This window comes from Nocardioides exalbidus (genome assembly GCF_900105585.1).
Classification (GTDB): domain Bacteria; phylum Actinomycetota; class Actinomycetes; order Propionibacteriales; family Nocardioidaceae; genus Nocardioides; species Nocardioides exalbidus.
This window is the reverse complement of record NZ_FNRT01000002.1, coordinates 2,547,012-2,572,315: the sequence shown is the minus strand read 5'-3', so window position 1 is coordinate 2,572,315 and position 25,304 is coordinate 2,547,012. Positions and strand designations below refer to the sequence as shown.

At 71.3% G+C, this 25,304-nt stretch carries 22 protein-coding genes; 11 read left to right on the top strand and 11 right to left on the bottom strand.

Annotation, left to right across the window (positions count from 1 at the left end; genetic code table 11):
* Window positions 1-5: 5 nt before the first annotated feature.
* From BLV76_RS12640 to BLV76_RS12630, 3 genes are all read right to left on the bottom strand, one after another.
* A complete protein-coding gene (locus BLV76_RS12640) occupies window positions 6-1,076 on the bottom strand; it encodes an NAD(P)-dependent alcohol dehydrogenase (protein WP_090969449.1) in 1,071 nt (356 codons plus the stop codon).
* Between the two features lie 79 nt (window positions 1,077-1,155).
* Complete coding sequence (locus BLV76_RS12635; protein WP_090969448.1) at window positions 1,156-2,439, bottom strand: thymidine phosphorylase; 1,284 nt, start codon at window positions 2,437-2,439, stop codon at window positions 1,156-1,158.
* Window positions 2,439-2,867, bottom strand: a complete 429-nt coding sequence (locus tag BLV76_RS12630) for a cytidine deaminase (protein WP_090969447.1) — start codon at window positions 2,865-2,867, stop codon at window positions 2,439-2,441. Before BLV76_RS12630 ends, BLV76_RS12635 begins: the two co-directional genes overlap by 1 nt.
* A 184-nt stretch (window positions 2,868-3,051) precedes the next feature.
* On the opposite strand from BLV76_RS12630, the gene BLV76_RS12625 reads away from it, so the two are divergent.
* From BLV76_RS12625 to BLV76_RS12600, 6 genes are all read left to right on the top strand, one after another.
* The gene (locus BLV76_RS12625) at window positions 3,052-4,176 is read left to right on the top strand and encodes a BMP family lipoprotein (RefSeq protein WP_245734657.1); all 1,125 of its coding nucleotides are present in this window, start codon (window positions 3,052-3,054) and stop codon (window positions 4,174-4,176) included.
* Window positions 4,177-4,323: 147 nt separating this feature from the next.
* Window positions 4,324-5,847: an ABC transporter ATP-binding protein gene (locus BLV76_RS12620; RefSeq protein ID WP_090969445.1), complete on the top strand. Its 1,524-nt coding sequence runs from the start codon at window positions 4,324-4,326 to the stop codon at window positions 5,845-5,847.
* The gene (locus BLV76_RS12615) at window positions 5,844-7,151 is read left to right on the top strand and encodes an ABC transporter permease (RefSeq protein WP_245734656.1); all 1,308 of its coding nucleotides are present in this window, start codon (window positions 5,844-5,846) and stop codon (window positions 7,149-7,151) included. The genes BLV76_RS12620 and BLV76_RS12615 overlap by 4 nt, the downstream gene beginning before the upstream one ends.
* Window positions 7,148-8,452 (top strand): ABC transporter permease, encoded by a 1,305-nt coding sequence (locus BLV76_RS12610; protein WP_245734655.1) that lies wholly within the window; start codon window positions 7,148-7,150, stop codon window positions 8,450-8,452. Before BLV76_RS12615 ends, BLV76_RS12610 begins: the two co-directional genes overlap by 4 nt.
* Window positions 8,453-8,492: 40 nt before the next feature.
* Entirely contained in the window at window positions 8,493-9,413 is a 921-nt protein-coding gene (locus BLV76_RS23100) for a DUF480 domain-containing protein (RefSeq protein WP_245734654.1), read from the top strand.
* A gap of 62 nt (window positions 9,414-9,475) precedes the next feature.
* Entirely contained in the window at window positions 9,476-9,967 is a 492-nt protein-coding gene (locus BLV76_RS12600; protein WP_090969444.1) for a nucleoside deaminase, read from the top strand.
* Here BLV76_RS12600 and BLV76_RS12595 read toward each other — a convergent pair.
* The gene (locus BLV76_RS12595) at window positions 9,964-10,941 is read right to left on the bottom strand and encodes a helix-turn-helix transcriptional regulator (protein ID WP_090969443.1); all 978 of its coding nucleotides are present in this window, start codon (window positions 10,939-10,941) and stop codon (window positions 9,964-9,966) included. The genes BLV76_RS12600 and BLV76_RS12595 overlap by 4 nt on opposite strands.
* A gap of 98 nt (window positions 10,942-11,039) precedes the next feature.
* On the opposite strand from BLV76_RS12595, the gene BLV76_RS12590 reads away from it, so the two are divergent.
* A complete protein-coding gene (locus BLV76_RS12590) occupies window positions 11,040-11,456 on the top strand; it encodes a DUF1761 domain-containing protein (protein ID WP_090969442.1) in 417 nt (138 codons plus the stop codon).
* An 18-nt stretch (window positions 11,457-11,474) separates the two neighbouring features.
* Here the strand turns inward: BLV76_RS12590 and BLV76_RS12585 are convergent, their stop codons facing one another.
* From BLV76_RS12585 to BLV76_RS12570, 4 genes are read right to left on the bottom strand one after another with little or no spacing between them, the layout of a single operon-like run.
* The gene (locus BLV76_RS12585) at window positions 11,475-12,665 is read right to left on the bottom strand and encodes an amidohydrolase (protein WP_090969441.1); all 1,191 of its coding nucleotides are present in this window, start codon (window positions 12,663-12,665) and stop codon (window positions 11,475-11,477) included.
* 12 nt (window positions 12,666-12,677) lie between these two features.
* Complete coding sequence (gene meaB, locus BLV76_RS12580; RefSeq protein WP_090969440.1) at window positions 12,678-13,688, bottom strand: methylmalonyl Co-A mutase-associated GTPase MeaB; 1,011 nt, start codon at window positions 13,686-13,688, stop codon at window positions 12,678-12,680.
* On the bottom strand, window positions 13,688-15,859 hold the full coding sequence (gene scpA, locus BLV76_RS12575; RefSeq protein WP_090969439.1) for a methylmalonyl-CoA mutase: 2,172 nt from the start codon (window positions 15,857-15,859) through the stop codon (window positions 13,688-13,690). Before scpA ends, meaB begins: the two co-directional genes overlap by 1 nt.
* Complete coding sequence (locus BLV76_RS12570) at window positions 15,856-17,670, bottom strand: methylmalonyl-CoA mutase family protein (RefSeq protein WP_090969438.1); 1,815 nt, start codon at window positions 17,668-17,670, stop codon at window positions 15,856-15,858. Before BLV76_RS12570 ends, scpA begins: the two co-directional genes overlap by 4 nt.
* A gap of 105 nt (window positions 17,671-17,775) precedes the next feature.
* Between BLV76_RS12570 and BLV76_RS22845 the strand changes: the two genes are divergently transcribed.
* The 4 genes from BLV76_RS22845 (at window position 17,776) to BLV76_RS12550 (ending at window position 21,730) form a co-directional block, all read left to right on the top strand.
* A complete protein-coding gene (locus BLV76_RS22845; RefSeq protein ID WP_217630481.1) occupies window positions 17,776-18,609 on the top strand; it encodes a DUF4328 domain-containing protein in 834 nt (277 codons plus the stop codon).
* Window positions 18,610-18,678: 69 nt separating this feature from the next.
* Window positions 18,679-20,259 (top strand): BCCT family transporter, encoded by a 1,581-nt coding sequence (locus BLV76_RS12560; protein WP_175539662.1) that lies wholly within the window; start codon window positions 18,679-18,681, stop codon window positions 20,257-20,259.
* A complete protein-coding gene (locus BLV76_RS22570; protein ID WP_175539661.1) occupies window positions 20,256-21,185 on the top strand; it encodes an ABC transporter substrate-binding protein in 930 nt (309 codons plus the stop codon). The genes BLV76_RS12560 and BLV76_RS22570 overlap by 4 nt, the downstream gene beginning before the upstream one ends.
* A gap of 47 nt (window positions 21,186-21,232) precedes the next feature.
* The gene (locus BLV76_RS12550) at window positions 21,233-21,730 is read left to right on the top strand and encodes an Hsp20/alpha crystallin family protein (RefSeq protein ID WP_090969435.1); all 498 of its coding nucleotides are present in this window, start codon (window positions 21,233-21,235) and stop codon (window positions 21,728-21,730) included.
* A gap of 5 nt (window positions 21,731-21,735) precedes the next feature.
* Here BLV76_RS12550 and BLV76_RS12545 read toward each other — a convergent pair whose 3' ends face one another.
* The 3 genes from BLV76_RS12545 to BLV76_RS12535 are packed head-to-tail and all read right to left on the bottom strand — an operon-like array spanning window position 21,736 to window position 25,198.
* Window positions 21,736-22,512 (bottom strand): succinate dehydrogenase/fumarate reductase iron-sulfur subunit, encoded by a 777-nt coding sequence (locus BLV76_RS12545; protein ID WP_175539660.1) that lies wholly within the window; start codon window positions 22,510-22,512, stop codon window positions 21,736-21,738.
* Window positions 22,512-24,377 carry a fumarate reductase/succinate dehydrogenase flavoprotein subunit gene (locus BLV76_RS12540; protein ID WP_175539659.1) on the bottom strand — a complete coding sequence of 622 codons (1,866 nt, stop codon included), beginning with the start codon at window positions 24,375-24,377 and terminating at the stop codon, window positions 22,512-22,514. Before BLV76_RS12540 ends, BLV76_RS12545 begins: the two co-directional genes overlap by 1 nt.
* Window positions 24,377-25,198: a hypothetical protein gene (locus BLV76_RS12535; protein WP_090969433.1), complete on the bottom strand. Its 822-nt coding sequence runs from the start codon at window positions 25,196-25,198 to the stop codon at window positions 24,377-24,379. Before BLV76_RS12535 ends, BLV76_RS12540 begins: the two co-directional genes overlap by 1 nt.
* Window positions 25,199-25,304 lie beyond the last annotated feature (106 nt).

Genomic DNA, 25,304 nt, shown 5'->3' with positions numbered 1-25,304 from the left:
GGGGGCTACTGGCCGGTCATCGCCAGAGTTGGTGAGAGGTCGCCCAGGTCGAGGCTGAACCGGTAGCGCACGTCGCCGCGGGCCAGCCGCGCGAGCGCGGTGCCCACCTCGGCCGAGGGCAGCACCTCCACGTCGGCGACGAGCCCGTGCTCGCCGCAGAAGTCGAGCATCTCCTGCGTGGAGGTCCGACCGGCGCTGCCGGAGACGGCGATCCGGCGGCGGGCCCGGACCAGGTCCATGCCCTGGAACCTCGACTCCCCGAGGTCGCCGACCACCACGAGCGTCCCGTCGAGGGCGAGGGTGCGGAGGTAGGGGCCGAGGTCGTGGGTCGTCGGGGCGCAGTCGACGACGAGGTCGAGACCGAGCCCGATCGCCTCCATCGCGGCCGCGTCGGTCGACACGACGACGTGGTGCGCGCCCAGTGCGCGGGCGTCGTCGACCTTGTCGGCCGTGCGGGTGAAGACCGTGACCTCGGCGCCGAGGGCGACGGCGAACTTCACGGCCAGGTGGCCGAGCCCGCCCAGCCCGACCACGCCGACCCGCACGCCCGGCCCGGCGCCCCACACGCGCAGCGGCTCCCACACGGTGACACCGGCGCACATCAGGGGCGCCACGGCTGCCGGGTCGAGGCCGGCGGGACGGTGGTAGGCGAAGTCCTCGCGCACGACGTACGACGACGACCACCCGCCCAGCGTCGGCGTCCCGTCGACGCGGTCGGTGCCGCCGTAGGTGAGGGTCGGGAACTCCTCGCACATGTTCTCCTGGCCGGCGACGCACATGCCGCAGGTGCCGCAGGAGTCGACGATGTTGCCGACCGCCACCGGGTCGCCGACGGCGAAGCGGGTGACGTCGGGGCCGACCGCGACGACCTCGCCGACGAACTCGTGTCCGGGCACGAGCGGCACCCCACCGCGACCGCTCGCCGGCCCGCCGAGGGCGTGCAGGTCCGTGTGGCAGACGCCGCAGTGGCTGATCCGGACCTCGACGTCGTCGGGGCGGAGGTCACGCCGGGCCAGCTCGAACCGCTCGACCTCCCCGGGGGTGGTGGTGCCGCGGTAGCCGATGGCGCGGGACATGGGGGCTCCTTCGCTCGAGAAAACAAACCAACTGGTTTGTTCCAGCGTAGCGACAGCCGCAAGGCGGGCCCGGCCAGCGTCAGCCGATCCGGTCGAGCACGATCTCCCCGCGCGTGAACCCGGCGCCGTCGCCGATGTCGTACCCGCCCTCGAGCGAGGCCAGCGCGCGGTCGAAGCGCTCCGGCTCGTCGGTGAGCAGCGTGAGGAGCGGCTGGCCCTCGGTGACCTCGTCGCCGGGGCGCGCGTGCCACACGACGCCGGCGCCGGCCTGCACCGGGTCCTCCTTGCGGGCACGGCCCGCCCCGAGGCGCCACGCGGCCATGCCGACCGCCATCGCGTCGAGCCGGGTGAGCGTGCCACTGGCGGACGCGGCGACGACGTGCGACTCCTTCGCCTGCGGGAGCGCGGCGTCGGGGTCACCGCCCTGGGCGCGGATCATCGCCTTCCAGGCGTCCATGGCGGAGCCGTCGGCGAGCTTGTCAGCCGGGTCGACGTCGTCGCGCCCGGCGCCCGCGAGCATCTCGCGGGCCAGCGCGAGGGTCAGCTCGACCACGTCGGCAGGCCCGCCGCCGGCGAGCACGTCGACCGACTCCTGGACCTCGACGGCGTTGCCGGCGGTGAGGCCGAGCGGGGTCGCCATGTCGGTGAGCAGCGCGACCGTGTGGACGCCGGCGTCGGTGCCGAGCGCGACCATCGTCTCGGCGAGCTCGCGGGCGGTCGTGAGGTCCTTCATGAAGGCACCGCTGCCGACCTTGACGTCGAGGACCAGGGCGCCGGTGCCCTCGGCGATCTTCTTGCTCATGATCGAGCTCGCGATCAGCGGGATCGCCTCGACGGTGCCGGTCACGTCGCGCAGCGCGTAGAGCTTCTTGTCGGCCGGGGCGAGGCCGTCGCCGGCCGCGCAGATCACGGCACCGACGTCCTCGAGGATGGCGAACATCTCCTCGTTGCTGAGCGCCGCGCGCCAGCCGGGGATCGACTCGAGCTTGTCGAGGGTGCCGCCGGTGTGGCCGAGGCCGCGGCCGGAGAGCTGGGGCACCGCGACCCCGCACGCCGCGACGAGCGGCGCCAGCGGGAGGGTGATCTTGTCGCCGACACCGCCGGTCGAGTGCTTGTCCGCGGTCGGGCGCGAGAGCGTGGAGAAGTCCATCCGCTCCCCCGAGGCGATCATCGCGGCGGTCCAGCGAGCGATCTCGCTGCGGTTCATCCCGTTGAGCAGGATCGCCATCGCCAGCGCCGACATCTGCTCGTCGGCGACCTCGCCGCGCGTGTAGGCGTCGATCACCCAGTCGATCTGGCTGTCGCTGAGCTCGTGCTTGTCGCGCTTGGCGAGGATCACCTCGACGGCGTCGTGAGCGGGCACTACTGGTTCCCTCCAGCGTCGGTGGTGGACCCGGTGATGTGGGTCAGGTCGTCGGGACCGAAGGCGTCGGGCAGCACCTCGGACATCGGCTTGACGCCCGAGACGGTCCAGACCAGCAGGTCGCGACCGCCGTGCTCGAAGAGGAGCTGGCGGCACCGGCCGCACGGCATGATCACCTCTTCGGCGCCGTTGACGCACACGAAGTGGGTCAGCCGGCCTCCGCCGCTGGCGTGCAGCTGGGAGACCAGGCCGCACTCGGCGCAGAGCACGACGCCGTACGCCGCGTTCTCGACGTTGCAGCCCACGACCAGGCGGCCGTCGTCGGCCAGCGCGGCGGCGCCGACCGGGTAGTGCGAGTAGGGGGCGTAGGCCCGCCCCATCACCTCGACCGCGGCGCGTTTCAGCTCGTCCCAGTCCGTCTGTTCCACGCGGCAACTATGGACCATCTCGTGTTCGGCAGGTCACCGGCATGTTTCGCCGAAAGATCTCCTGCACGTTTTAGGTCTCAAACGCATTTCGGAACCCGTGATGCGCGTGACGGGGAGCGTGGGGGCAGGCATCATGACGCCGAACGCTGACCCCACCCCGGGGTGCACGAACTTGGAGGCATTTGTGTTGAAGACGAGGAAGGTCGTCTCGAGCGGCCTCGTGGCCCTGCTTGCGGCCGCGACCCTGGCTGCGTGTGGAGACGCTCCCGAGGAAGACACCACCACCGGCGGCAGCGGCTCCGAGAGCAGCTCCGCCCCCGCCAGCGACGTCGTGCCCTGCATCGTCTCCGACGCGGGTGGGTTCGACGACAAGTCGTTCAACCAGCTCAGCTTCGAGGGCGCCCAGCAGGCCGCCGACGAGCTCGGCGTCGACCTGATCCCGGTCGAGTCCAACAGCGAGAACGACTACGCCCCCAACCTCGAGAGCCTCGTCGGCCAGGGCTGCACCGTCATCGTGACGGTCGGCTTCGCCCTCGCTGCGGCGACCAAGGAGTCGGCTGCGGCCAACCCCGACATCGAGTACGTCCTCATCGACGACTCCGCCGACGGCGGCGACGACGGTGCGACCTTCGACGGCAAGGCCGACGAGCCCAACATCAAGCCGCTGCTCTACAACACGGCCCAGGCCGCGTTCCTCGCCGGCTACGCCGCCGCCGACTACAGCAAGTCCGGCGTCGTGGGCACCTACGGCGGCATGCCGTTCCCGACCGTCACCATCTTCATGGACGGCTTCAAGCAGGGTGCGGAGTACTACGCCGAGGAGAAGGGCAAGGACATCAAGGTCGTCGGCTGGGACGGCAAGGACGGCTCCTTCACCGGTGGCTTCGAGGCCAACGAGGCCGCGACCAACGCCGCCAAGCAGCTCATCGACCAGGACGCTGACGTGATCCTGCCCGTCGGTGGCCCGATCTACCAGGGCGCCGTCACGGCCATCGAGGACTCCGGCAAGGACGTCGTCATGCTCGGCGCCGACGCCGACGTGTTCGAGACCGACCCGACCACGCAGGACGTCATCTTCACCTCGGTCCTGAAGAACATGAAGATCTCGACCTACGAGGCGATCATGTCCGCGGGCGACGACTCGTTCAGCTTCGACCCCTACATCGGCACCCTCGAGAACGACGGCGTGGGCATCGCGCCGTTCCACAACTTCGAGGACAAGGTCAACCCCGACCTGCAGGGTGAGCTCGACACGATCAAGGACGGCATCATCGACGGCTCGATCAAGGTGAACTCCTACCTGGGCTGATCACAGCACCACCCCGCACCACCCAGCTCACTGGGGAGGGAGGCCGACGGACCCGTCGGCCTCCCTCTTCTTTGCCAGACCGACGGCCCGGTCTTTGGCACACCTGTGCCTCAGCCCGCACGTCGACGACCCCTAGGATGCGATGCCATGAGACTCGTCCTGCGAGGCATCACCAAGCGCTTCGGAAGCGTGGTGGCCAACGACTCGATCTCCCTCACCGTGGAGCCGGGAGAGATCCACTGCCTGCTCGGCGAGAACGGTGCCGGCAAGTCGACCCTGATGAACGTGCTCTACGGCCTCTACAAGGCCGACGAGGGCGAGATCGAGCTCGACGGGGTCGTCCAGCACTTCGCCGGCCCGGGCGACGCGATGGCAGCCGGCATCGGCATGGTCCACCAGCACTTCATGCTCATCCCCGTCTTCTCCGTCGCGGAGAACGTGATGCTCGGCAACGAGTCCACGGGATTCGCCGGCACGCTCGACGTCGAGGCCGCCCGCACCCGGGTCACCGAGATCTCCGACCGCTTCGGCTTCCACGTGTCGCCCGACGCGATCGTCGAGGACCTCCCCGTGGGCGTGCAGCAGCGGGTCGAGATCATCAAGGCCCTCTCGCGCGACGCCGAGCTCCTCGTCTTCGACGAGCCCACCGCGGTGCTCACGCCGCAGGAGACCGACGAGCTGATGGACATCATGCGCCAGCTCCGCGAGGCCGGGAAGGCCATCGTCTTCATCACCCACAAGCTGCGCGAGGTCCGCGAGGTCGCCGACCGGATCACCGTCGTCCGCCACGGCAAGGTCGTCGGCGAGGCCGACCCCAAGGCCAGCAACGCCGAGCTCGCCTCGATGATGGTCGGCCGCCCGGTCGAGCTCGTCGTCCACAAGGACGCGCCGTCCATCGGCGCCGACGCGTTCGTCGTCAAGGACCTCCGCGTGGTCGACCCGGCCGGCGTCACGCAGGTGGACGACCTCAGCTTCACGATCCGCGCGGGCGAGGTCCTGGCCGTGGCCGGCGTGCAGGGCAACGGGCAGACCGAGCTCACCGAGGCCATCCTCGGCCTCCAGGACGACGTCACCGGCTCGATCACCCTCGACGGCGTCGAGCTGGTCGGGCGCTCGACGCGCAAGATCCTCGACGCGGGCGTCGGGTTCATCCCCGAGGACCGCCAGGTCGACGGCCTGGTCCCGAACTTCACGATCGCCGAGAACCTGATGCTCAACCGCAGCTTCAGGTCGCCGTTCGTGAAGAACGGCGCGCTGCGCATCGGCGCCCTGCGCGCCTTCGCCGACCAGAAGCTCAAGGAGTACGACGTCCGCGCCCGCGACATCGACTCCCTGGCCGGCAACCTCTCGGGCGGCAACCAGCAGAAGGTCGTCGTGGCCCGCGAGCTCTCGCGCGACCTGCGCCTGCTCGTGGCGGCCCAGCCCACCCGCGGCGTCGACGTCGGCTCGATCGAGTTCATCCACAAGCAGGTCGTCGCGACCCGCGACAGCGGCATCCCCGTGCTCGTGGTCTCCACCGAGCTCGACGAGGTCGTGGCCCTCGCCGACCGGATCATGGTGCTCTACCGCGGCCGCATCGTCGGGATCGTGCCGGCCGACACCCCCCGCGAGGTCCTCGGCCTGATGATGACCGGCGAACGCCCTGACGACCTGAAGGACGTGGTCGCGTGAGCGACAAGCCCCAGCCCGACGACAAGCCCGGCGACAAGCCCGGCGACAAGCCCGGCGACAAGCCCGCCGTCGAGCCGCCCGCCGAGCCCGAGCTCCTCGAGAGCGAGGTCGTCGTGGAGGACACCTCCGGCGAGGGCACCGACCGTTCCCGGTCGCTGCTGCGCGAGATCGTCTCGGGCAACGCCCTCGCGGGTGTGCTCGCGGTCTTCCTGGCCGTCCTCGTCGGCTCGATCATGATCGCGGCGACCGACGAGACCGTGCGCGAGACCGCCGGCTACGTCACGGCCCGGCCGTCCGACTTCCTCAACGCCGTGTGGGACGCCATCTCCGGCGCCTACAGCGCGATGTTCCGTGGCGCGGTCTTCAACAACCTCGTCGACGGGCCCGCCAAGCAGTGGCGCCCGCTGACGGAGACGCTGAAGTACGCCGGCCCGCTGATCCTCGGCGGTCTCGGCGTGGGCATCGCCTTCCGCGCCTCGCTGTTCAACATCGGTGGTCGCGGCCAGATGATCATCGGCGGCGGCGCGGCGGCCTGGGTGGGCTTCCGCTTCGACGGCCTCCCGATGATCGTGCACCTGCCCCTCGCGGTGATCGTCGGCATGGTCTTCGGTGCCCTGTGGGGCGGCCTGGCCGGCCTGCTGAAGGCACGCACCGGGGCCCACGAGGTGATCGTGACGATCATGCTCAACTACGTCGGCTACTACCTCGTCTTCTGGGCGCTGACCAAGGACTGGCTGCTCGCCACTCCCGGCTCGGTCAACCCGAAGTCGCCGCCGATGAGGGACTCCGCGATCCTGCCGAAGGTGCTGGGCGACCAGTTCAACCTGCACCTCGGCTTCGTGCTGGCCCTGGTCGCCGTGGCCGTGGTGTGGTGGATCCTCACCCGCTCCACGCTCGGCTACCGCATCCGTGCCGTCGGCGAGAACCCGCACGCCGCCCGCGCGTCCGGCATCAACGTCGGCTGGACCTACACCGTCGTGATGATGATCGCCGGCGCCCTGCTCGGTCTCGGAGGCGTCAACCAGGTCCTCGGCACCGTGACCAGCGGCGTCTCGACCGACATCGACGCCGGCATCGGCTTCGACGCCATCACCGTCGCGCTGCTGGGCCGGTCCCGGCCGCTCGGCATCCTGGCGGCCGGCATCCTGTTCGGCGCCTTCAAGGCCGGCGGCTTCACCATGCAGGCCTCGGAGAACATCTCCGTCGACCTGGTGCTGGTGGTCCAGTCGCTGATCGTCCTCTTCCTCGCCGCACCGCCTCTGGTGCGAGCGATCTTCCGGCTCCCCGCCCAGGAGGCCAAGTGAGCACCGTGACCGACCAGCCCACCCCCGACAGCGGCGGGCTCGCCCCGGACACCGTCGTCACCCCGACCAAGAACGCGGGTGCGCGCAAGCTGCCGATCATCCTCGGCGTCCTGGCACTCGGCCTGGCGGTCGTGCTCCTCCGTGCCGGCCACTCCGGCGACACCACGTTCCGCCTCGCGACCGACACCGACTTCGTCAGCCTGCCCGACATCGTCGTACCGTCCGGGCCGACCGCGTGGATCATGGTCGTCGTGTGCCTGGCGCTGACCGCCGAGGCCGTACGCCGGATGCTGGGCCACCTGCGCCAGCCGATGTGGATCCCGGTCGGCTTCGCGGTCGCGTGGATGGTCGGCTTCCTGAGCTGGGCGGCGGCCGACGGCCGCATCCTGATCGTCAGCCTCCTCGGTGGTGCGATCGCCCTGGCGATCCCCCTGGTCTTCGGAGCCCTCGGCGGCGTCCTCGGCGAGCGGGCCGGCGTGGTCAACATCGCGATCGACGGGCAGCTGCTCCTCGGCGCCTTCGCTGCAGCGATCACCGCCTCGCTCACCGGCTCGCCGTGGGCGGGCCTGGTGGCGGCTGCCGTGGCCGGTGCGCTGGTCGCGCTCGTCCTCGGCCTCTTCGCGATCACCTACTTCGTCGACCAGGTGATCGTCGGCGTGGTGCTCAACGTGCTGGTGGTCGGCCTGACGAACTTCATGTTCCGCCAGGTGCTCACGCCCAACGCCGACTCGCTCAACTCCCCCGACCGGTTCCCGCGCGTGCCGATCCCGGTGCTCGGCGACATCCCGCTGGTCGGCCCGATCTTCTTCCGCCAGACGGCCCTGGTCTACGTGCTCTACATCATCGTCGCGCTGGTCGCCTGGGCCCTCTACCGCACGCGGTGGGGCCTGCGGGTCCGCGCGGTCGGTGAGCACCCGAAGGCGGCCGACACGGTCGGCATCAAGGTCAACCGCACCCGCTACCGCACGATCCTGCTCGCGGGAGCGATAGCCGGCCTGGGTGGCGCGTACTTCAGCCTGGTGTCGGTGGCCGGCTTCAACCGCGAGATGACCGGCGGTGCCGGCTACATCGCGCTGGCTGCGGTCATCTTCGGCAAGTGGGACCCGATCCGCGCCACGCTCGCCGCGCTGCTCTTCGGCTTCGCGTCCAACCTGCAGGGCGTGCTCTCGGTCCTCGGCTCACCGGTGCCGAGCCAGTTCATGCTGATGCTGCCCTACGTCATCACGATCTTCGCGGTGGCCGGGCTGGTCGGGCGTTCCCGGCCCCCCGCCGCGGACGGCGTACCCTACAAACAGCAGTAGTCGCTCCGCGATCCTGCTGGGGCAGACCTAAGGTCGTCACGTGAGTGAGCTTCCCGTCCTCGATGCGACGGACCAACGCATCCTCGGCAGCCTGCTGGAGAAGCAGACGACCGTGCCCGCCACCTATCCCCTCTCCGCCAACGCGCTGGTGTCGGCGTGCAACCAGTCCAGCAGCCGCGACCCCGTCACGCACCTCGACCAGCAGGTCGTCGAGCGGACCGCGAAGTCCCTCAAGGATCGCGGGCTGCTGAGGATCGTGTGGTCCGACACCGGACGCCGGACGCTGAAGTACCACCAGATCCTCGACGAGCGCCTCGCGCTCGAGCCCGACGAGCGGGCGCTCCTCACGGTGCTGCTGCTCCGCGGCGCGCAGGCGCCGGGCGAGCTGCGCACCCGCACCCAACGCCTGCACGACTTCGCCGACCGAGGCCAGGTCGAGGAGTGCCTGCAGCGGATGGCGAGCCGCCCGCACCCGCTGGTGCGCGAGCTCGAGCGACGGCCGGGCCAGCAGGATCCGCGCTGGGTCCACCTCCTGGGCGGTGAGCCGGAGCAGGGCCCGGGAGAGCCCGGAGCGGCTGGGAGCGCTGAGCCGCACCGCGTCCGCGTCCGCGTCACCCAGGTCATCGCCGACCTCCACGTGCCCGACCTCCCTGCCTCCAGGAGCTTCTACAGCGACTACCTGGGGCTGACCGAGCAGGAGTTCAGCCTGGGCTGGGTGGCGCGCCACACCTCGCCGACGTCCCGGGCGACGCTCCAGGTGATGACCAGCGACGCCACCGCACCCGTGGACCCCGTCGTCTCGGTCATGGTCGACGACGTCGAGGCGGCCTACCGCCAGGCACAGGAGCGTGGGTACGAGATCGTGCACCCCCTCACCACCGAGGCGTGGGGCGTGACTCGCTTCTTCGTCCGCGCCCCCGACGGCAACGTGCTCAACGTCGTCCAGCAGCACACCGGCTGAGGGAGCCCCGGCACCGTCTCCACCCGTGGTGCGGACCCACCAACGCGCCTAGGGTCGTGTCCATGACCGACCTCACCGACGTGACCCCCGACGACCTGGTCCACCTGCTGCGCTGCGTCGAGCTCGCCCGCGAGGCGCTGGAGGCGGGAGACGAGCCGTTCGGCTCGGTGCTGGTCGGGCCCGACGGCGACGTCCTGCACGAGGACCGCAACCGCACCTCGGGCGGTGACCAGACCCTCCACCCCGAGCTCGAGCTCGCGCGGTGGGCGGCGGCCAACGTGGCACCGGGCCTGCGCCCGGGGTGCACCGTCTACACCTCGGGCGAGCACTGCCCGATGTGCTCGGCCGGCCACGCGTGGGTCGGGCTCGGCCGCATCGTCTTCGCCGCGTCCACCGAGCAGCTCACGTCGTGGCGCCAGCTCTGGGGCATGCCGGATGGTCCGGTCGCTCCCCTGCCCATCAACGTCGTCGCCCCGGAGCTGCCCGTCGCCGGCCCGGCCATCGAGCTCGCCGACGAGCTCCGCGAGCTGCACCTGCGAGCCTCGACCCGCTAGGCGCCGGCGACGGCTCCGCACCTCGCTGCCAGCACGCCGAAGGCCTCCCGCAGCTCCGGCGGGTCCACCACCTCGAGAGAGGCGTCGTACCTCAGGAGGCTGGCCGCGAGTGCCGGCCACGACCACGCGCCCTGGGTCACGCGGGTCCGGCCGTCGCCGGCGTCCTCGGCGACGCCCGAGGTGTACGGCGTCACGTCCCGCAGCGGCAGGTCGAGCAGGACCGTGCCGGTGCAGGGCCAGTCCGTGGTCGGGGTGGGACCGTCCTGGCCGCGGAACCGGCCGATGAGGAACGTCTCGACGTCCCCGCCCGGCAGCTCGCGAGGCGTGAAGCGCGGCCCCGTGGGCGTGCGCGGCGTGATCCGGTCCGCGCGGAACGTGCGCCAGTCGGCGCGGTCGAGGTCCCACGCGACGAGGTACCACCGGTCGCGCCAGGTCACGAGGTGGTGGGGCTCGACGCGCCTGGACGGCCTGTCCTCCTCCCCTTCCCCGTAGTCCATCCGCAGCTCCACCCGGCCGTGGACGGCCGCACCGAGCGCGTGCAGCACCTCGGGGGCGACGTCCGCGCTGCGGCCGGGCGGCAGCACGACCGTGACGGGCAGCGTCTCGAGACGGTGTCGCAGCCGGGACGGCATCACCTGGCGCAAGGTGGTCAGCGCGCGGAGGGCGGCCTCCCGCATCCCGTCGCCGACGCCGGCGCCACTGACCGCGGTCACCTCCAGCGAGAGGGCGAGCGCCAGCGCCTGGTCGTCGTCGAAGAGCAGCGGCGGCAGGTCGGAGCCGGCGTCGAGGCGGTAGCCGCCGTCGGGTCCCTTGAACGTCGCGATCCGGTAGCCGAGCTCGCGCAGCCGGTCGACGTCGCGCCGCACGGTCCGCGGGCTCACGTCGAGCCGCTCGGCCAGCACCGCGCCCGGCCAGTCGCGGCGCGCCTGCAGCAGCGAGAGCAGGGTGAGCAACCGGGAGGACGTGGTCGGCATTTCCCGAGGATGCCACAGGTAGAGGACCGGAACTGACCTCTACTGACGAGAGCCTTCCTCGACGGCCACCGGGGCCGTCCAGGAAACAGGAGTCCTCCGTGTTCAACGTCCTCACCGACATCAACTGGATCGCCTTCGCGATCTCCGCCGTCGCCTCGATCGTGCTGGCCGGCGTGTGGTTCGCGGTCCTCATCGTCAAGCCGTACGCCGTCGCCCTCGGCCGCGTGGGCGCCCCCGCGCCCGAGTCCGACCTGGTCCGCAACGTCGGCCCGGTCGTCTGCACGCTCCTGGTCACCCTCACCACCGCGGTCCTCGTCGAGGCCCTCGACCTGACCTCGGTCGGCGACGCGATCGTCCTCGGCCTGGTCGTCGGCATCGGCTACCTCGGCGCGATGACCTACCAGATCGCCCTCAACCCGAACTTCCCCCGACCGCTCCTCTACGGCGCGATCAATGCTCCCTACTTCGTGCTCACCACGCTCGTCACCGCAGTCGTGATGACCGCGATGCGCTGACGCTCTCGCGTCAGCCGCTCAGGCGTCGAGCGCGGTGACCGCGGCCTCGGCGAGGACCCGCGCGGCGATGCCGGTGGCGGCCTCGTCGACGCGGAGGTTGCCCTGGTGGAGGTCGTAGGTCGGGCCGCCGGGGGTGCGGGTGCCGAGGCGGGCCATCGCGCCGGGGACCGAGTCGAGGTACCAGCCGAAGTCCTCGCCGCCCAGGCTCTGGAGCGTCGAGACCTGGCCGCGGGGACCGAGGACGCGGTCGAGGGCGACGCCGAGGAGGCCCGTCGAGACCGGGTGGTTGACCACCGGCGGGACGCCCCGCTGGTAGTTGACCTCGGCGTTGACGCTGTAGGGCGCGACGATCGTGGCGATCAGCTGACGGATCAGGTGCTCGGCGTCGGCCCAGGCGACGGCGTCGAGCATCCGCACGGTGCCGGCGACCACGCCACTGTGCGGGATCACGTTGTGGGCCGAGCCGGCGCGGACCATGCCCCACACGACCGAGACCCCGGCACGCGGGTCGAGGCGGCGGCTCAGGATCGCGGGAAGCTCGGTGATCACCTTGCCGAGGGCGAAGGTGAGGTCCTCGGTCAGGTGCGGGCGCGAGGTGTGGCCGCCCTTGCCCGACAGCTTGATCGTCAGCGCGTCGGCCGCGCCGGTGAGCGGGCCCTCGCGCAGGCCGATGCGGCCGACGTCGAGGCTCGGGTCGCAGTGGAGGCCGAAGACGTGCGTGACGTCCTCGAGGGCCCCGGTCGAGATGAGGTGCAGCGCCCCGCCGGGCATCACCTCCTCGGCCGGCTGGAACATCAGCCGCACCCGCCCGGGCAGCAGCCCGCGCGCGGAGACCTCGGCGAGCGCGAGCCCGGCCCCGACCAGGCCGGCGGTGTGCACGTCGTGGCCGCAGGCGTGCGCCACTCCCGGGACCGTGCTCTTCCAGGGGTCGGAGGTCAGGTCGTCGACGGGGAGCGCGTCGAGGTCGGCACGCAGCGCGACCAGCGGGCCGTCGGTGCCGATCTCCGCCAGCACTCCCCCGCCCTCGGGGCGGGTGATCGTCCACCCGGTGCCCTCGAGCGCGGACTCGACCGCGTCGGAGGTGCGGGACTCGGTCCAGCTGAGCTCCGGGTGGGCGTGCAGGTCGCGACGGAGGGCGACGAGGTCGTCGGCGAACTTGTCGACGACCTCGGCGATGACGGCGGTGGCGGGAAGATCGGCTGGTGGCATGACCGACCCAGTCTAGGTGTCCCGGCCGTCGTAGGCGGCGAGGATCCGATCCGCGGCCAGGGGCGCCGGGAGCTCACCCGACAGCACGGCGCGGCGTACGTCGTCGCGCACCGCCGCGACGCCGGCCGACGACCGCAGCCGCTGGTCGAGCTCGTCACGCACCAGCGCCCAGGTGAAGTCCAGCTGCTGACCCGCCCGCTTGTGCGCCAGGCCGTCGCTGCCGAGGTGCTCGCGGTGGGCCCCCACACGCTCCCAGACGTCGTCGACGCCGACGCCGGTGAGGCCGGAGCAGGTCACCACCGGTGGGGCCCACTCGGCGTGGCCCCGGACCAGCCGCAGCGCCCCGGCGAGCTCGCGGGCGGCCACCCGGGCCTCGGACTCGTGCTCTCCGCCGTTGGCGGAGTCGGCCTTGTTGACCGCCACCACGTCGGCGATCTCGAGGATGCCCTTCTTGATGCCCTGGAGCTGGTCGCCGGTGCGGGCGATGGTGAGGAAGAGGAACGTGTCGACCATCCCGGCCACCGTGACCTCCGACTGCCCGACGCCGACCGTCTCGACCAGCACGACGTCGTACCCGGCCGCCTCGAGCACCAGCATCGCCTGCACCGTCGCGCGCGCGACGCCGCCGAGGGTGCCGGCCGACGGGGAGGGCCGGATGAAGGCGTTCGCGTCGACCGACAGCGTCGCCATCCTCGTCTTGTCGCCGAGGACGGAGCCGCCGGTGCGCACCGACGACGGGTCCACGGCGAGCACGCCGACCCGGTGGCCCCCCGCGGTCAGGCGGGTGCCGAGCGACTCGATGAAGGTGGACTTGCCGACCCCGGGCACGCCGGAGATGCCGACGCGCGTCGCCGCAGGACGATCGACCGTGGCCAGCGACGTCAGCAGCTCACGCGCCGCCACGCGGTGCTCGGCGCGCGAGGACTCCACGAGCGTGATGGCGCGCGAGACGTCGGCGCGCCGGCCGGAGCGGACGCCCTCGACCAGCGCCGCGACGTCGACCTCTCGGGAGGGCCGAGCCATCAGCTGCGCAGCCGCGCCAGCAGGTCGAGCGCGGACTCCGCGATCACGGTGCCCGGCAGGAAGACCGCCGCGGCGCCCATCTCCTTCAGCGTCGGCACGTCGTCGGGCGGGATCACGCCACCGATGACGACCATGATGTCCGGGCGCCCCTGGTCGGCCAGCGCCTGCTTGAGCGCGGGCAGCAGCGTGAGGTGGCCGGCCGCCAGCGAGGAGACCCCGACGATGTGCACGTCGGCGTCGATCGCCTGCTGGGCGACCTCCTCGGGCGTGGAGAACAGCGGGCCCACGTCGACGTCGAAGCCGAGGTCGGCGAAGGCGGTGACGACGACCTTCTGGCCACGGTCGTGGCCGTCCTGGCCCATCTTGGCGACGAGGATGCGCGGGCGGCGTCCCTCCTCGGCCTCGAACTCCTCGGTCGCGGCGAGCACGGCGGCGACGGCGGAGCCCTCGGCACCGTCCCCACCGGACTTGGCTGCCTCGTCGCGGTACACGCCGCTGATCGTACGGATCACCGCCTGGTGGCGGCCGTAGACCTTCTCCAGCGCGTCGGAGATCTCCCCGACCGTGGCCTTCGCGCGCGCCGCGTCGACGGCGAGCGCGAGGAGGTTGCCCTCGAGCGAGCCGCCGCCGACCGGACCGCGGTCGGCGCTGGTGGTCAGCGCCTCCAGCGCCCGGCGTACGGCGTCGTCGTCGCGCTCGGCGCGCAGCCGCTCGAGCTTGGCCACCTGCTGGGCGTAGACGTCGTCGTTGTCGACCTTCAGCACGTCGAGCCTGTCCTCGGCGGCGAGGCGGAACGTGTTGACGCCGATGACCTTCTGGGCGCCGGAGTCGATGCGCGCCTGGGTGCGGGCGGCGGCCTCCTCGATGCGCATCTTCGGGATGCCCTGCTCGATCGCGGCGGCCATGCCACCGGCCCGCTCGGCCTCCTGGATGTGCGCCCACGCGCGCTCGGCGAGGTCGTGGGTGAGCTTCTCGACGTAGTAGGAGCCGGCCCACGGGTCGATGACCTGCGTCGTGCCGGACTCCTGCTGGAGCAGCAGCTGGGTGTTGCGGGCGATGCGCGCGGAGAAGTCGGTGGGCAGGGCGATCGCCTCGTCGAGGGCGTTGGTGTGCAGCGACTGCGTGTGGCCCTGCGTGGAGGCCATCGCCTCGATGCAGGTGCGGCCGACGTTGTTGAAGACGTCCTGCGCGGTGAGCGACCAGCCCGAGGTCTGGCTGTGCGTGCGCAGCGAGCGCGACTTCGGGTTCTGCGGGTCGAAGTCGTCGACCAGCCGCGCCCACAGCGCCCGGGCCGCGCGCATCTTGGCGACCTCCATGAAGAAGTTCATCCCGATGGCCCAGAAGAACGACAGGCGCGGTGCGAACTGGTCGATCGTCATGCCGGTCTCGAGGCCCGCGCGGATGTACTCCACGCCGTCGGCCAGCGTGTAGGCCAGCTCGAGGTCGGCCGTCGCCCCGGCCTCCTGGATGTGGTAGCCGGAGATCGAGATGGAGTTGAAGCGCGGCATCTTCTGCGAGGTGAAGGCAAAGATGTCGCTGATGATCCGCATGCTCGGCGACGGCGGGTAGATGTAGGTGTTGCGGACCATGAACTCCTTGAGGATGTCGTTCTGGATGGTCCCCGCGAGCTGCTCCGGCTTCACCCCCTGCTCCTCGGCCGCCGCGATGTAGAGCGCGAGCACCGGCAGCACCGCGCCGTTCATCGTCATCGACACCGACATCTCGTCGAGCGGGATGCCGTCGAAGAGGGTGCGGGTGTCGTAGATCGAGTCGATCGCCACGCCGGCCATGCCGACGTCGCCGCGCACGCGCGGGTGGTCGGAGTCGTAGCCCCGGTGGGTCGCGAGGTCGAAGGCGACCGAGAGGCCCTTCTGCCCGGCGGCGAGGTTGCGGCGGTAGAACGCGTTGGACGCCTCGGCGGTGGAGAAGCCGGCGTACTGCCGGACCGTCCACGGCTGGGTGGTGTACATCGTCGGGTAGGGCCCGCGCAGGAACGGCGCGATGCCCGGCCAGGTGTCGAGCCCGTCGAGGCCCGCGAGGTGCTCGGGGCCGTAGACCGGGAGGATGTCGATCCCCTCGGGACTGCTCCACGGCTCGCCTGGCACCGCGGCGGCCTCGGCACGCGCGCCCGCGGCCAGCGGGACCTCGGCGAAGTTCTTCGGGATGCTCACGTCGAGAGCTCCTCTCGGATCCGGCCGAGGAAGCCGAGCGCATCGACCCCCATGGCGCACGAGTCGTCCACGTCGCTGACGGTCCGCTCCCCCGGCTTGCCCGCCAGGACGACGTACGACGCCCCTGCCGCCCGCAGCGCGGCGACCAGGTCGGCGCCCCACTCGGCGTAGGCCGCGTCGGTGCCGGCGAGGCAGACGACGGCCTGTCCGGCGTAGGCCGCCGTGACGTCGTCGACCGAACCGGTGGGACCGGCGGCCTCGACGGCGACGCCGCCGGCCGCGAACAGGTTGGTGGCGAAGGTGGCACGCGCGGTGTGCGCGGCGACCGTGCCCATCGTCGCGAGGAAGACCGGCTGCGAGGCGGGCTCGGCGCGCATGTCCTCGTAGGCCTGGCCGTAGTGCACGCCGGCGCGACCCCACGGGGCGCGCTCGGGCAGGGCCTCGCCGAGGTTCGGGTACTCCGAGATGCCGGTCAGCGGGCGGGAGCGGTCGGCGATCCCGGCGTCGCGGGCGGCGCGGACCTCGGCGACCCGTGCCTCGACGCCGGCGCTCGACTGCTCGCCGAAGCCCCCGTCGGACTCGATCCGCCCGAGCTCGGCCCAGCCGGCGATCGCGAGGTCGTCGGTGAGCTTCTCCACGGCGTAGGAGCCGCCGGCGGGGTCGGTGACCGCGGCGACGTGCGACTCCTCGATGAGGAGGGAGGAGGTGTTGCGCGCGATCCGGCGGCCGAAGGCGTCGGGCTCGCCGAGCCGCTCGTCGAAGGGGACGACGGTGACCGCGTCGGCACCGCCCACACCTGCCGCGAAGGCGGCGACCGTCGAGCGCAGCATGTTGACCCAGGGGTCGTAGGTGCTCATCATCGCGCGGCTCGTGACGACGTGCTGGCGCTGCGGCACGTCGGAGCCGCCGCTCGCCCCGAGCACCCGCGACCACAGCCGGCGCGCGGCGCGCAGCTTGGCGATCGTCGGGAACTGCTCGTCGGTGGCGGCGTAGCGGAACTCCACCAGCCCGGCCGCCTCGTCGACGGAGAGGCCGGCGTCGGTGAGCACGCGGAGGTAGTGGACGCCGACCGCCATGGTCCAGCCGAGCTCCTGGGCGTCGCTGGCCCCGCGGTCGTGCAGGGCCGTGCCGTCGACGACGGCACCGAGCACGCCGAGGGCCTGCGCGCGACGTACGGTCGCGACGAACGCAGCCTCCACCGTCGTGCCGTCGTCGTCCACGCGCTCGCCGAAGGCCAGAGCGGTCGCCGGGTCGGCGGACAGGTTGCTGAGCGGGTGCGGGTCGTCCGGGGTGTCCTCGAGCAGGCGGGCCAGGGCCTCGGAGGCCTCGGCGCCCGGTCGGTCGAGCGTGACCGGCGCGAGGTCGAGGAGCACGCCGCGCAGCGCGACGGCGAGGTCGGTGCCGTGGTCGAGGTCGAGGTGGAGCGAGGTCGCGCCGTTGTCGAGGTCGACGAGGGCCGCCTCGTTGACCGCGGCCGCGTCGCCGCCGACGAGCGAGGAGCGGACGTCCCACCCACCCGCGCGGGACGGACGGCCCGAGGTGGCGAGGCCGTCGAGGTCGGCGGGCTGCCCGATGGGCGCCACGTCGATGCCGTCGAGCGTCGTGCGGGTCAGTGCTGCCCAGACGTCGGAGTCCGGGGCGTCCTCACCGAGCCGGCGCGCCTTGCGCAGCACGGCGGCGGTCGCCGCCTCCCACGCCCTCACGTCGTAGGTGTCGCCGTCGCCCACCAGCCGGAGCGAGCCCTCCTCGGGCAGCAGCTCCTCGGGCTCGGCCAGTCCACCGTCGACAGGGCCGGCATCAGGGTCGGTCATGCCCGCACAATAGGACGGTCGTCACGTGGGCGACACCCTGTCGACTGTGGGATGGATCACCGCGTTCGGGCATCCCGAACACCCGTGAGCACTACGCTCCCGGCCATGTCGACTCAGGGAGCGGGTTGGTACGCCGATCCGCAGGACGGCCGTTGGCTGCGCTGGTGGGACGGATCGAGCTGGACCGAGCACCTCCACCCGCTCCCGCCGGCCACCGCGGCGCAGCACCCCGACCTGCCGCGTCGCTGGGGGCTGCTGTCGGTCCTCACCCAGCTCGCCCTCGCCGTCATGGTGCTCCTGTGCGCCTACGGCCTCTGGGTCGATCGGCAGGTGCTGGCCTTCGACGAGGAGCTGCGGCTTCGTCCGGACACCCTGACCGTGGCCGACGGCGAGCGCATCGACGCGCTGCTCACGTCGACCTTCGTCGTCAGCGCATGGATGCTGGTGACCGGCGTCCTCGTCATCAGCTGGCTCTACACCGCCCATCGCAGCAACCGCATGGACCGCTCGGTCGTGCGGCACGCCTCCGGCTGGGCGGTGGGCGGCTGGTTCGTGCCGGTGCTGAACTTCTGGCGGCCGTTCCAGATGGTCACCGACGTCCGCCGGGGCGCCACCGGCGACCCCCGCCCGGGCATCCCGTTCAGCCAGGGATGGTGGTGGGGCCTCTTCGCGGGGCAGTACGTCCTGAGCTGGGCCGGGCAGACGAGGGCCAGCCTCCGGGCCGGCCTGCGCGCGGACACCTCCACCGAGGCGCCGCCGCTCCTCGGCTTCTCCCAGGTCGCGGTCGACGTCGCGCAGTGGCACCAGTGGCAGTCGGTGGTCACGATCGCGGCCGGCTTGCTCGCCGTCGTCGTCGTGCGCAACGTCACCCGGCTCGTCATGACCGGTCAAACCGGACAATCCCAGTCCACGAACACGACAACGTCATTGACAGGCTGACCCCGGCCCCGACAGGGTTGCTCGAATCCTCCGGGTGAGCCCTCGCCCGTGTCCTGGGCAGGAGATCTCGTGAAGCGCATCCTGAAGGACGTCGACCCCATCGTGTTCTGGGGCTCGGCCTTGCTGATCGGCGTCTTCGTCGCCTGGGGCCTCTTCGCCCCGACCAGCCTCGGCAGCGTCATGACGAGCGCGCTCGGCTGGGTGATCGGCAACTTCGGCTGGGTGTTCGTGCTGATCGCCTTCGCCGTCCTCGTGCTCTGCATCTTCCTCGCGCTCCACCCGTGGGGCCGGCTGCGGCTCGGACCCGACGACTCGCGCCCGGAGTTCGGCACGTTCTCGTGGATCTCGATGATGTTCGCCGCCGGTCTCGGCGCCGGCCTCCTCTTCTACGGCATCACCGAGCCCGTCTCGCACTGGACGTCGCCGCCCCACGGCCTGGCCGACCCCGAGTCGGAGGCCGCGGCGCTGGTGGCCCTGCGCTACACCTACTTCCACTGGGGCTTCAACGGCTGGGCGATGTACGCCGTCATGGGCGGCGCGATGGCCTACTTCAGCTTCCGCAAGGGGCTGCCGATCCTGGTGAGCTCGACCTTCACCCCGGTCCTCGGTCCCGACGCCAACAACCGGCCCATCGGCCGCCTGATCGACGCCCTGGCGATCGTCGCCACGCTCTTCGGCACCGCCACTGCCCTGGGGCTCAACGGGCTCCAGCTCAACAGCGGGCTCAACTACCTGCTGGACGTGCCGAAGTCCAACGCCGTCGCGGTCGCGATCATCGTGGTGGTGACGCTGCTCTTCGTCATCTCCGCCACGTCGGGTGTCGAGAAGGGCATCAACTTCCTGGCCAACCTCGGCTCGTTCGCCACGATCGGCCTCTTCCTCTTCTTCCTGGTCGTCGGCGGCTCGACGGTGCTGGTGATCTCGCAGGGCATCGAGTCGATCGGCAACTACGTCATCCAGGTGCTGCCGATGTCGCTCCAGACCGGCGTCGGCGACGAGCAGTGGATGGCCGGCTGGACGCTCTTCTACTGGGCCTGGTGGGTCTCGTGGGCGCCCTTCGTCGGCATGTTCGTCGCCCGCATCTCGCGCGGTCGCACGATCCGCGAGTTCATCATCGGCGTGGTCGCCGCGCCCACCGGCTTCGGCTTCCTCTGGTTCGCCATCGTCGGCGGCACGGGCATCGAGCTCCAGCGCAGCGGCAAGGCCGACATCGTCGGCTCGCTGGCCACGCCCGAGCTCTCGCTCTTCACCGCACTCGACGTGCTCCCGATCCCCGCCATCAGCGCCGGCCTCTGCATCGTGCTGATCGCACTGTTCTTCATCAGCGGAGCCGACGCCGCGTCGGTCGTGATGGCCACCATGGCCTCGCGCGGATCGATCACGCCGTCGAAGTTCGTCACGATCGTGCTCGGCCTGCTGATGGGCGGCATCGCCTGCGCGATGCTGCTGGTCGGCGGCCTCACCGCCCTCCAACAGGCAGCGGTCCTCGGGTCGGTGCCGTTCACCTTCGTCCTCGTCGGCGTGGCCTGGTGCTGGGTCAAGGCGCTGCGGGAGGAGACCCGCGCGGCACCCGACGACGGCGGGCCGGAGGACGGCGTACGCCACCAGGGGAAGGCGCAGGAGAAGACGCGCGCGGGAGGCGCCTCGTGAGGGCCCGGGCCCTCGTCGCGGTCGTCGCCCTCGGCGCCGCGCTGCTCACGGCGTGCGGGGAGAACTCCGAGCGCGACGCCTCGCAGCAGCCGCAGGGTGCGCGGCTGCGGGTCACCATCGGCACCCAGGAGTTCCCCGAGGCCCTCGTGCTCGGCGAGCTCTGGCGCCAGGCGCTCGCGGTCAACGGCTACACCGTGAACCTCCGCAAGGCGGTCGGCCCCGCCGAGGACCTCGACCAGGCGCTGCGCGACGGCGAGGTCGACGGCTACGTCGCCTACACCGGCACCGTCTTGTCGATCGTCGCCGGCGAGGAGGTCTCCGGGCTCGACCCCGAGCAGACCTACGACGCGGTGCGCGACTACTACGAGGGCCAGGACATGGTCGTCAGCGAGCAGACGCCCTTCGAGAACAAGGACGCCATCGCGGTCGCCGACGCGTTCGCCGAGGAGAACCGCCTCACCTCGATCGCCGACCTCGCGGACCTCGACTCCTTCGTCCTCGGTGCCCGTCCCGAGTTCGAGGACCTCCAGCTCGGCCTGGCCGGTCTCCAGGAGGTCTACGGCCTCGACAACGCCCAGTTCGTGCCGGCCCAGCTCGGCGACCAGTACGCCATGCTCGACGACGGCGACGCCGACGCGGTCGACGCCTTCACCACCGATCCGCAGCTCAGCGGTGGCCGCTACACCCTGCTCGACGACCCCGAGCTGCTCTTCGGCTCGCAGAACGTCGTGATGGTCGTCGACCAGGGCAAGCTCGACTCGATCGACTCCGAGGCGTTCATGAACGTCATCGACACCGTGAACTCCGAGCTCAGCGAGGACGCGATGGTGGAGATGAACGCCGAGGTCACCGACGGCCGGAGCGAGGTCGACGTGGCCCGCTCGTTCCTTCGGCGGGTCGGCCTGATGACCCCGCTGCGCAGCTGACGCCCCACCAGCAGACCCCGCCAGTCGTCCGAGAGCAGGAGAGACCGATGCCCGACCGCCGCAACCCGTTCGAGGGCGTGACCGACTTCGTCAGCGAGCTGTCCCGCCTGCGCACGCTCGGCGTGCACGGCTCGCTGGAGACCGCCGAGGCCGCCGAGCGCACCCACGCCTCGGCCTGGGTGCCGAGCACCGACATCCTCGCCCGCGGTGACGACCTGCTCATCCGCATCGAGCTGGCCGGCGTCGACCCCGAGGACGTCGACCTCAGGTTCAGCCACGGCGTGCTCACCGTGTCGGGTGCGCGCCACGCCGAGGACGACGGCGAGGACGGCGCGACGTTCCTCGTCCGCGAGCGCTACTACGGCGAGTTCCGCCGCGCGATCACGCTCCCGGAGAACACCACGTCGGACGACATCGAGGCCGCCTTCGAGGACGGCCTGGTCACCGTCACCGTGACCGGGGCGGCCGCCGAGAGCGAGAGCAGCCGCATCGAGGTCGCCCACCGGGGCCGCAAGACCCGCGCGCGCCGGAAGCCGACCAGCTAGGGCACTCAGACCTCGGTGCGGCCGTCGTTGTCCTTGTTGCGGAGGCCGATCTTGTTGCCGAGCCACACCAGCGGGTCGTACTTCCGGTCCACCACGCGCTCCTTCATCGGGATGATCGCGTTGTCGGTGATGTGGATCCCCTCGGGGCACACCTCCGTGCAGCACTTGGTGATGTTGCACATCCCCAGGCCCGCTGCCCCCTGGGCGAGCTGGCGGCGGTCGTGGGTGTCGAGCGGGTGCATGTCGAGCTCGGCGTAGCGGATGAAGAAGCGCGGGCCGGCGAAGTGCTGCTTGTTGTCCTCGTGGTCGCGCACCACGTGGCACACGTCCTGGCAGAGGAAGCACTCGATGCACTTGCGGAACTCCTGGCCGCGCTCGACGTCGACCTGCATCATCCGGCGCTTGCCGTCGGCGTCACGCGGCCCCAGCTCGGCGTAGGGCAGCTCCTTGGCCTTCTCGTAGTTGAAGGACACGTCGGTGACGAGGTCGCGGATCACCGGGAAGGTGCGCATCGGGGTGACCGTGATGGTCTCGGCCTGGTCGAAGTCGGAGAGCCGCGTCATGCACATCAGCCGCGGCCGGCCGTTGATCTCCGCGCTGCACGAGCCGCACTTGCCGGCCTTGCAGTTCCAGCGGATCGCGAGGTCGCCGGTCTGCGTGGCCTGGAGCCGGTGCAGCGCGTCGAGCACCACCTCGCCGTCGGACACCTCGACGGTGTAGTCCGTCAGCTCGCCGCCGTCGGTGTCCCCGCGCCAGACGCGCAGCTTGAGGTCGTAGGCCATCAGGACTCCTTCTTGGGCTCGTCGAAGTACTTCTTGAGCTCGTCGGGCATCTCGGGCAGGGGTTTCTCGGCGAGCACGACGCCGGTGCCGGCCTCGTCGAGGCTGACCACGAGGTTCTTGTGGCCCCAGACCTCGTGGTCGGTCGCCGGGAAGTCGTCGCGGGTGTGGCCGCCGCGCGACTCCTCGCGGGCCAGCGCCGCCTTCGCAATCGACTCCGAGACGACCAGCATGTTGCGCAGGTCGATCGCGAGGTGCCAGCCGGGGTTGTACTGCCGGTGCCCCTCGACGGTCATCGCCTTCGCCCGCTCCTTGAGGGCCTCGATCTCGGTGAGCGACTGCTCGAGCTCGCTGGCCGTCCGGATGATGCCGACGAGGTCGTTCATCGACTGCTGGAGGTCGGCCTGGATCGAGTACGGGTTCTCCCCACCCTCGATCTCGAAGGGTGCGACCGCGCTCGTCGAGGCGGCCTTCACGTCGGCGTCGGCGACCGTCGGGCGGGTGCCGCCCAGCCCGGTGGCGTACGACGTCGCGGCCTCGCCGGCCAGCTTGCCGAAGACCAGCAGGTCACCGAGCGAGTTGCCGCCGAGCCGGTTCGAGCCGTGCATCCCGCCGGAGCACTCGCCGACGGCGTAGAGCCCGGCCACGGCGCTCTCCTGGGTGTCGGGGTCGACCTCGACGCCGCCCATGACGTAGTGGCAGGTCGGGCCGATCTCCATCGGCTCGGCGGTGATGTCGACGTCGGCGAGCTCCTTGAACTGGTGGTACATCGACGGGAGCCGCTTGCGGATGAACTCCGGGCTGCGCCGCGAGGCGATGTCGAGGTAGATGCCGCCGTGCGGGGTGCCCCGGCCGGCCTTGATCTCGGAGTTGATCGCGCGGGCGACCTCGTCGCGCGGCAGCAGCTCCGGCGGGCGCCGGTTGTTCTTCTTGTCGTCGTACCAGGCGTCCGCCTCCTCGACCGTGTCCGCGGTCTCGGCCCGGAAGAACTCGGGGATGTAGTCGAACATGAAGCGCGTGCCCTCGGAGTTCTTCAGGACGCCGCCGTCGCCACGCACCGACTCGGTGACGAGGAGCCCCTTCACCGACGGCGGCCAGACCATCCCGGTCGGGTGGAACTGCACGAACTCCATGTTGATCAGGCTGGCGCCGGCGCGCAGGGCGAGCGCGTGGCCGTCGCCGGTGTACTCCCACGAGTTCGAGGTGACCTTGAACGACTTGCCGATGCCGCCGGTCGCGAGGATCACCGCCGGCGCCTCGAAGAGCACGAAGCGGCCGGTCTCGCGCCAGTAGCCGAAGGCTCCGGAGATCGCGCCGTCGTGCTTGAAGAGGTCGGTGATCGTCAGCTCCATGAAGACGTCGATGCCGAGCTGCACGGTGCGCTGCTGGAGCGTGCGGATCATCTCGAGGCCGGTGCGGTCGCCGACGTGCGCGAGCCGGGCGTACTTGTGGCCGCCGAAGTCGCGCTGGGAGATCAGCCCGTCGTCGGTGCGGTCGAAGAGGGCGCCCCAGTCCTCGAGCTCCATCACCCGCTCGGGCGCCTGCTGCGCGTGCAGCTGCGCCATCCGCCAGTGGTTGAGCATCTTCCCGCCGCGCATCGTGTCGCGGAAGTGGACCTCCCAGTTGTCCTCGGGCCACCGGTTGCCCATCGCCGCCGCGATGCCGCCCTCGGCCATGACCGTGTGCGCCTTGCCGAGCAGCGACTTGCAGACCACCGCGACCCGGGCGCCCGCGTCGTGCGCGGCGATGGCCGCGCGCAGGCCCGCTCCCCCGGCGCCGATCACCACGACGTCGTACGCGTGCCGCTCCATGCCGGCCTGCGCGTCGGGCGACATCTGGTTGCCGGTCATCGGATGCCGGTCGCTCATCAGAAGAACCTCACGTCCTGGATCGTGCCGGTGGCGAGCAGGAAGACGTAGAGGTCGACGAGGGCGACCGAGAACAGGGAGTACCAGGCCCACCTCCCGTGGCTCTCGTTGAGCCGCGAGACCCACGTCCACAGCCTGTAGCGCACCGGGTGCTTGCTGAAGTGGCGCAGCCGCCCGCCGACGATGTGGCGGCACGAGTGGCACGAGAGCGTGTAGAGCCAGATGAGGACGACGTTGGCAATCATCAGCAGCGTGCCCAGGCCCATGTGGACGCCGCTGGTCTCGCCGTCGCCGACGGCGTACTGCCCCGGCATCGGGCGGAACGCGAGGAGCACGTCGTAGGTGAGCACCAGGCCGACGACCACGGCGGCGTACCAGAACCAGCGGTGCACGTTCTGCAGGACCAGCGGGAAGCGGGTCTCGCCGGAGTACGCCTGGTGGGGCTCGGCGACGCCGCACGCGGGAGGGCTCAGCCAGAAGGCCCGGTAGTAGGACTTGCGGTAGTAGTAGCAGGTCATCCGGAAGCCCAGTGGGAAGACCAGGATGATCAGCGCCGCCGACAGCGGCCACCACCCGAAGGGCTGGCCGAAGTCCGACGCACCCTCGACGCAGTCGCCGAGGCAGGGCGAGTAGAACGGCGAGAGGTAGGGCGAGGCGTAGTAGTCGCGACCCATGAAGGCGCGCACCGTCGCGTAGACCACGAACGACGAGAAGACGACGAAGGTCGTGAGCGGTTGCAGCCACCACCGGTCCTGGCGCAACGTCCGCGCGTCGATGTGCGCGCGGGTCGGACTGGTCACGCCGTGGTCGGTCGAAGCCATGCTTCCTCCGTGGGCCGGTCTGGGTTCCGGTCGACGCCTCGACTATGACGCGCATCACACGGGAGTGGAAGGGGGATACGTCACACCGCCTCGGCGAGTCGCGCGA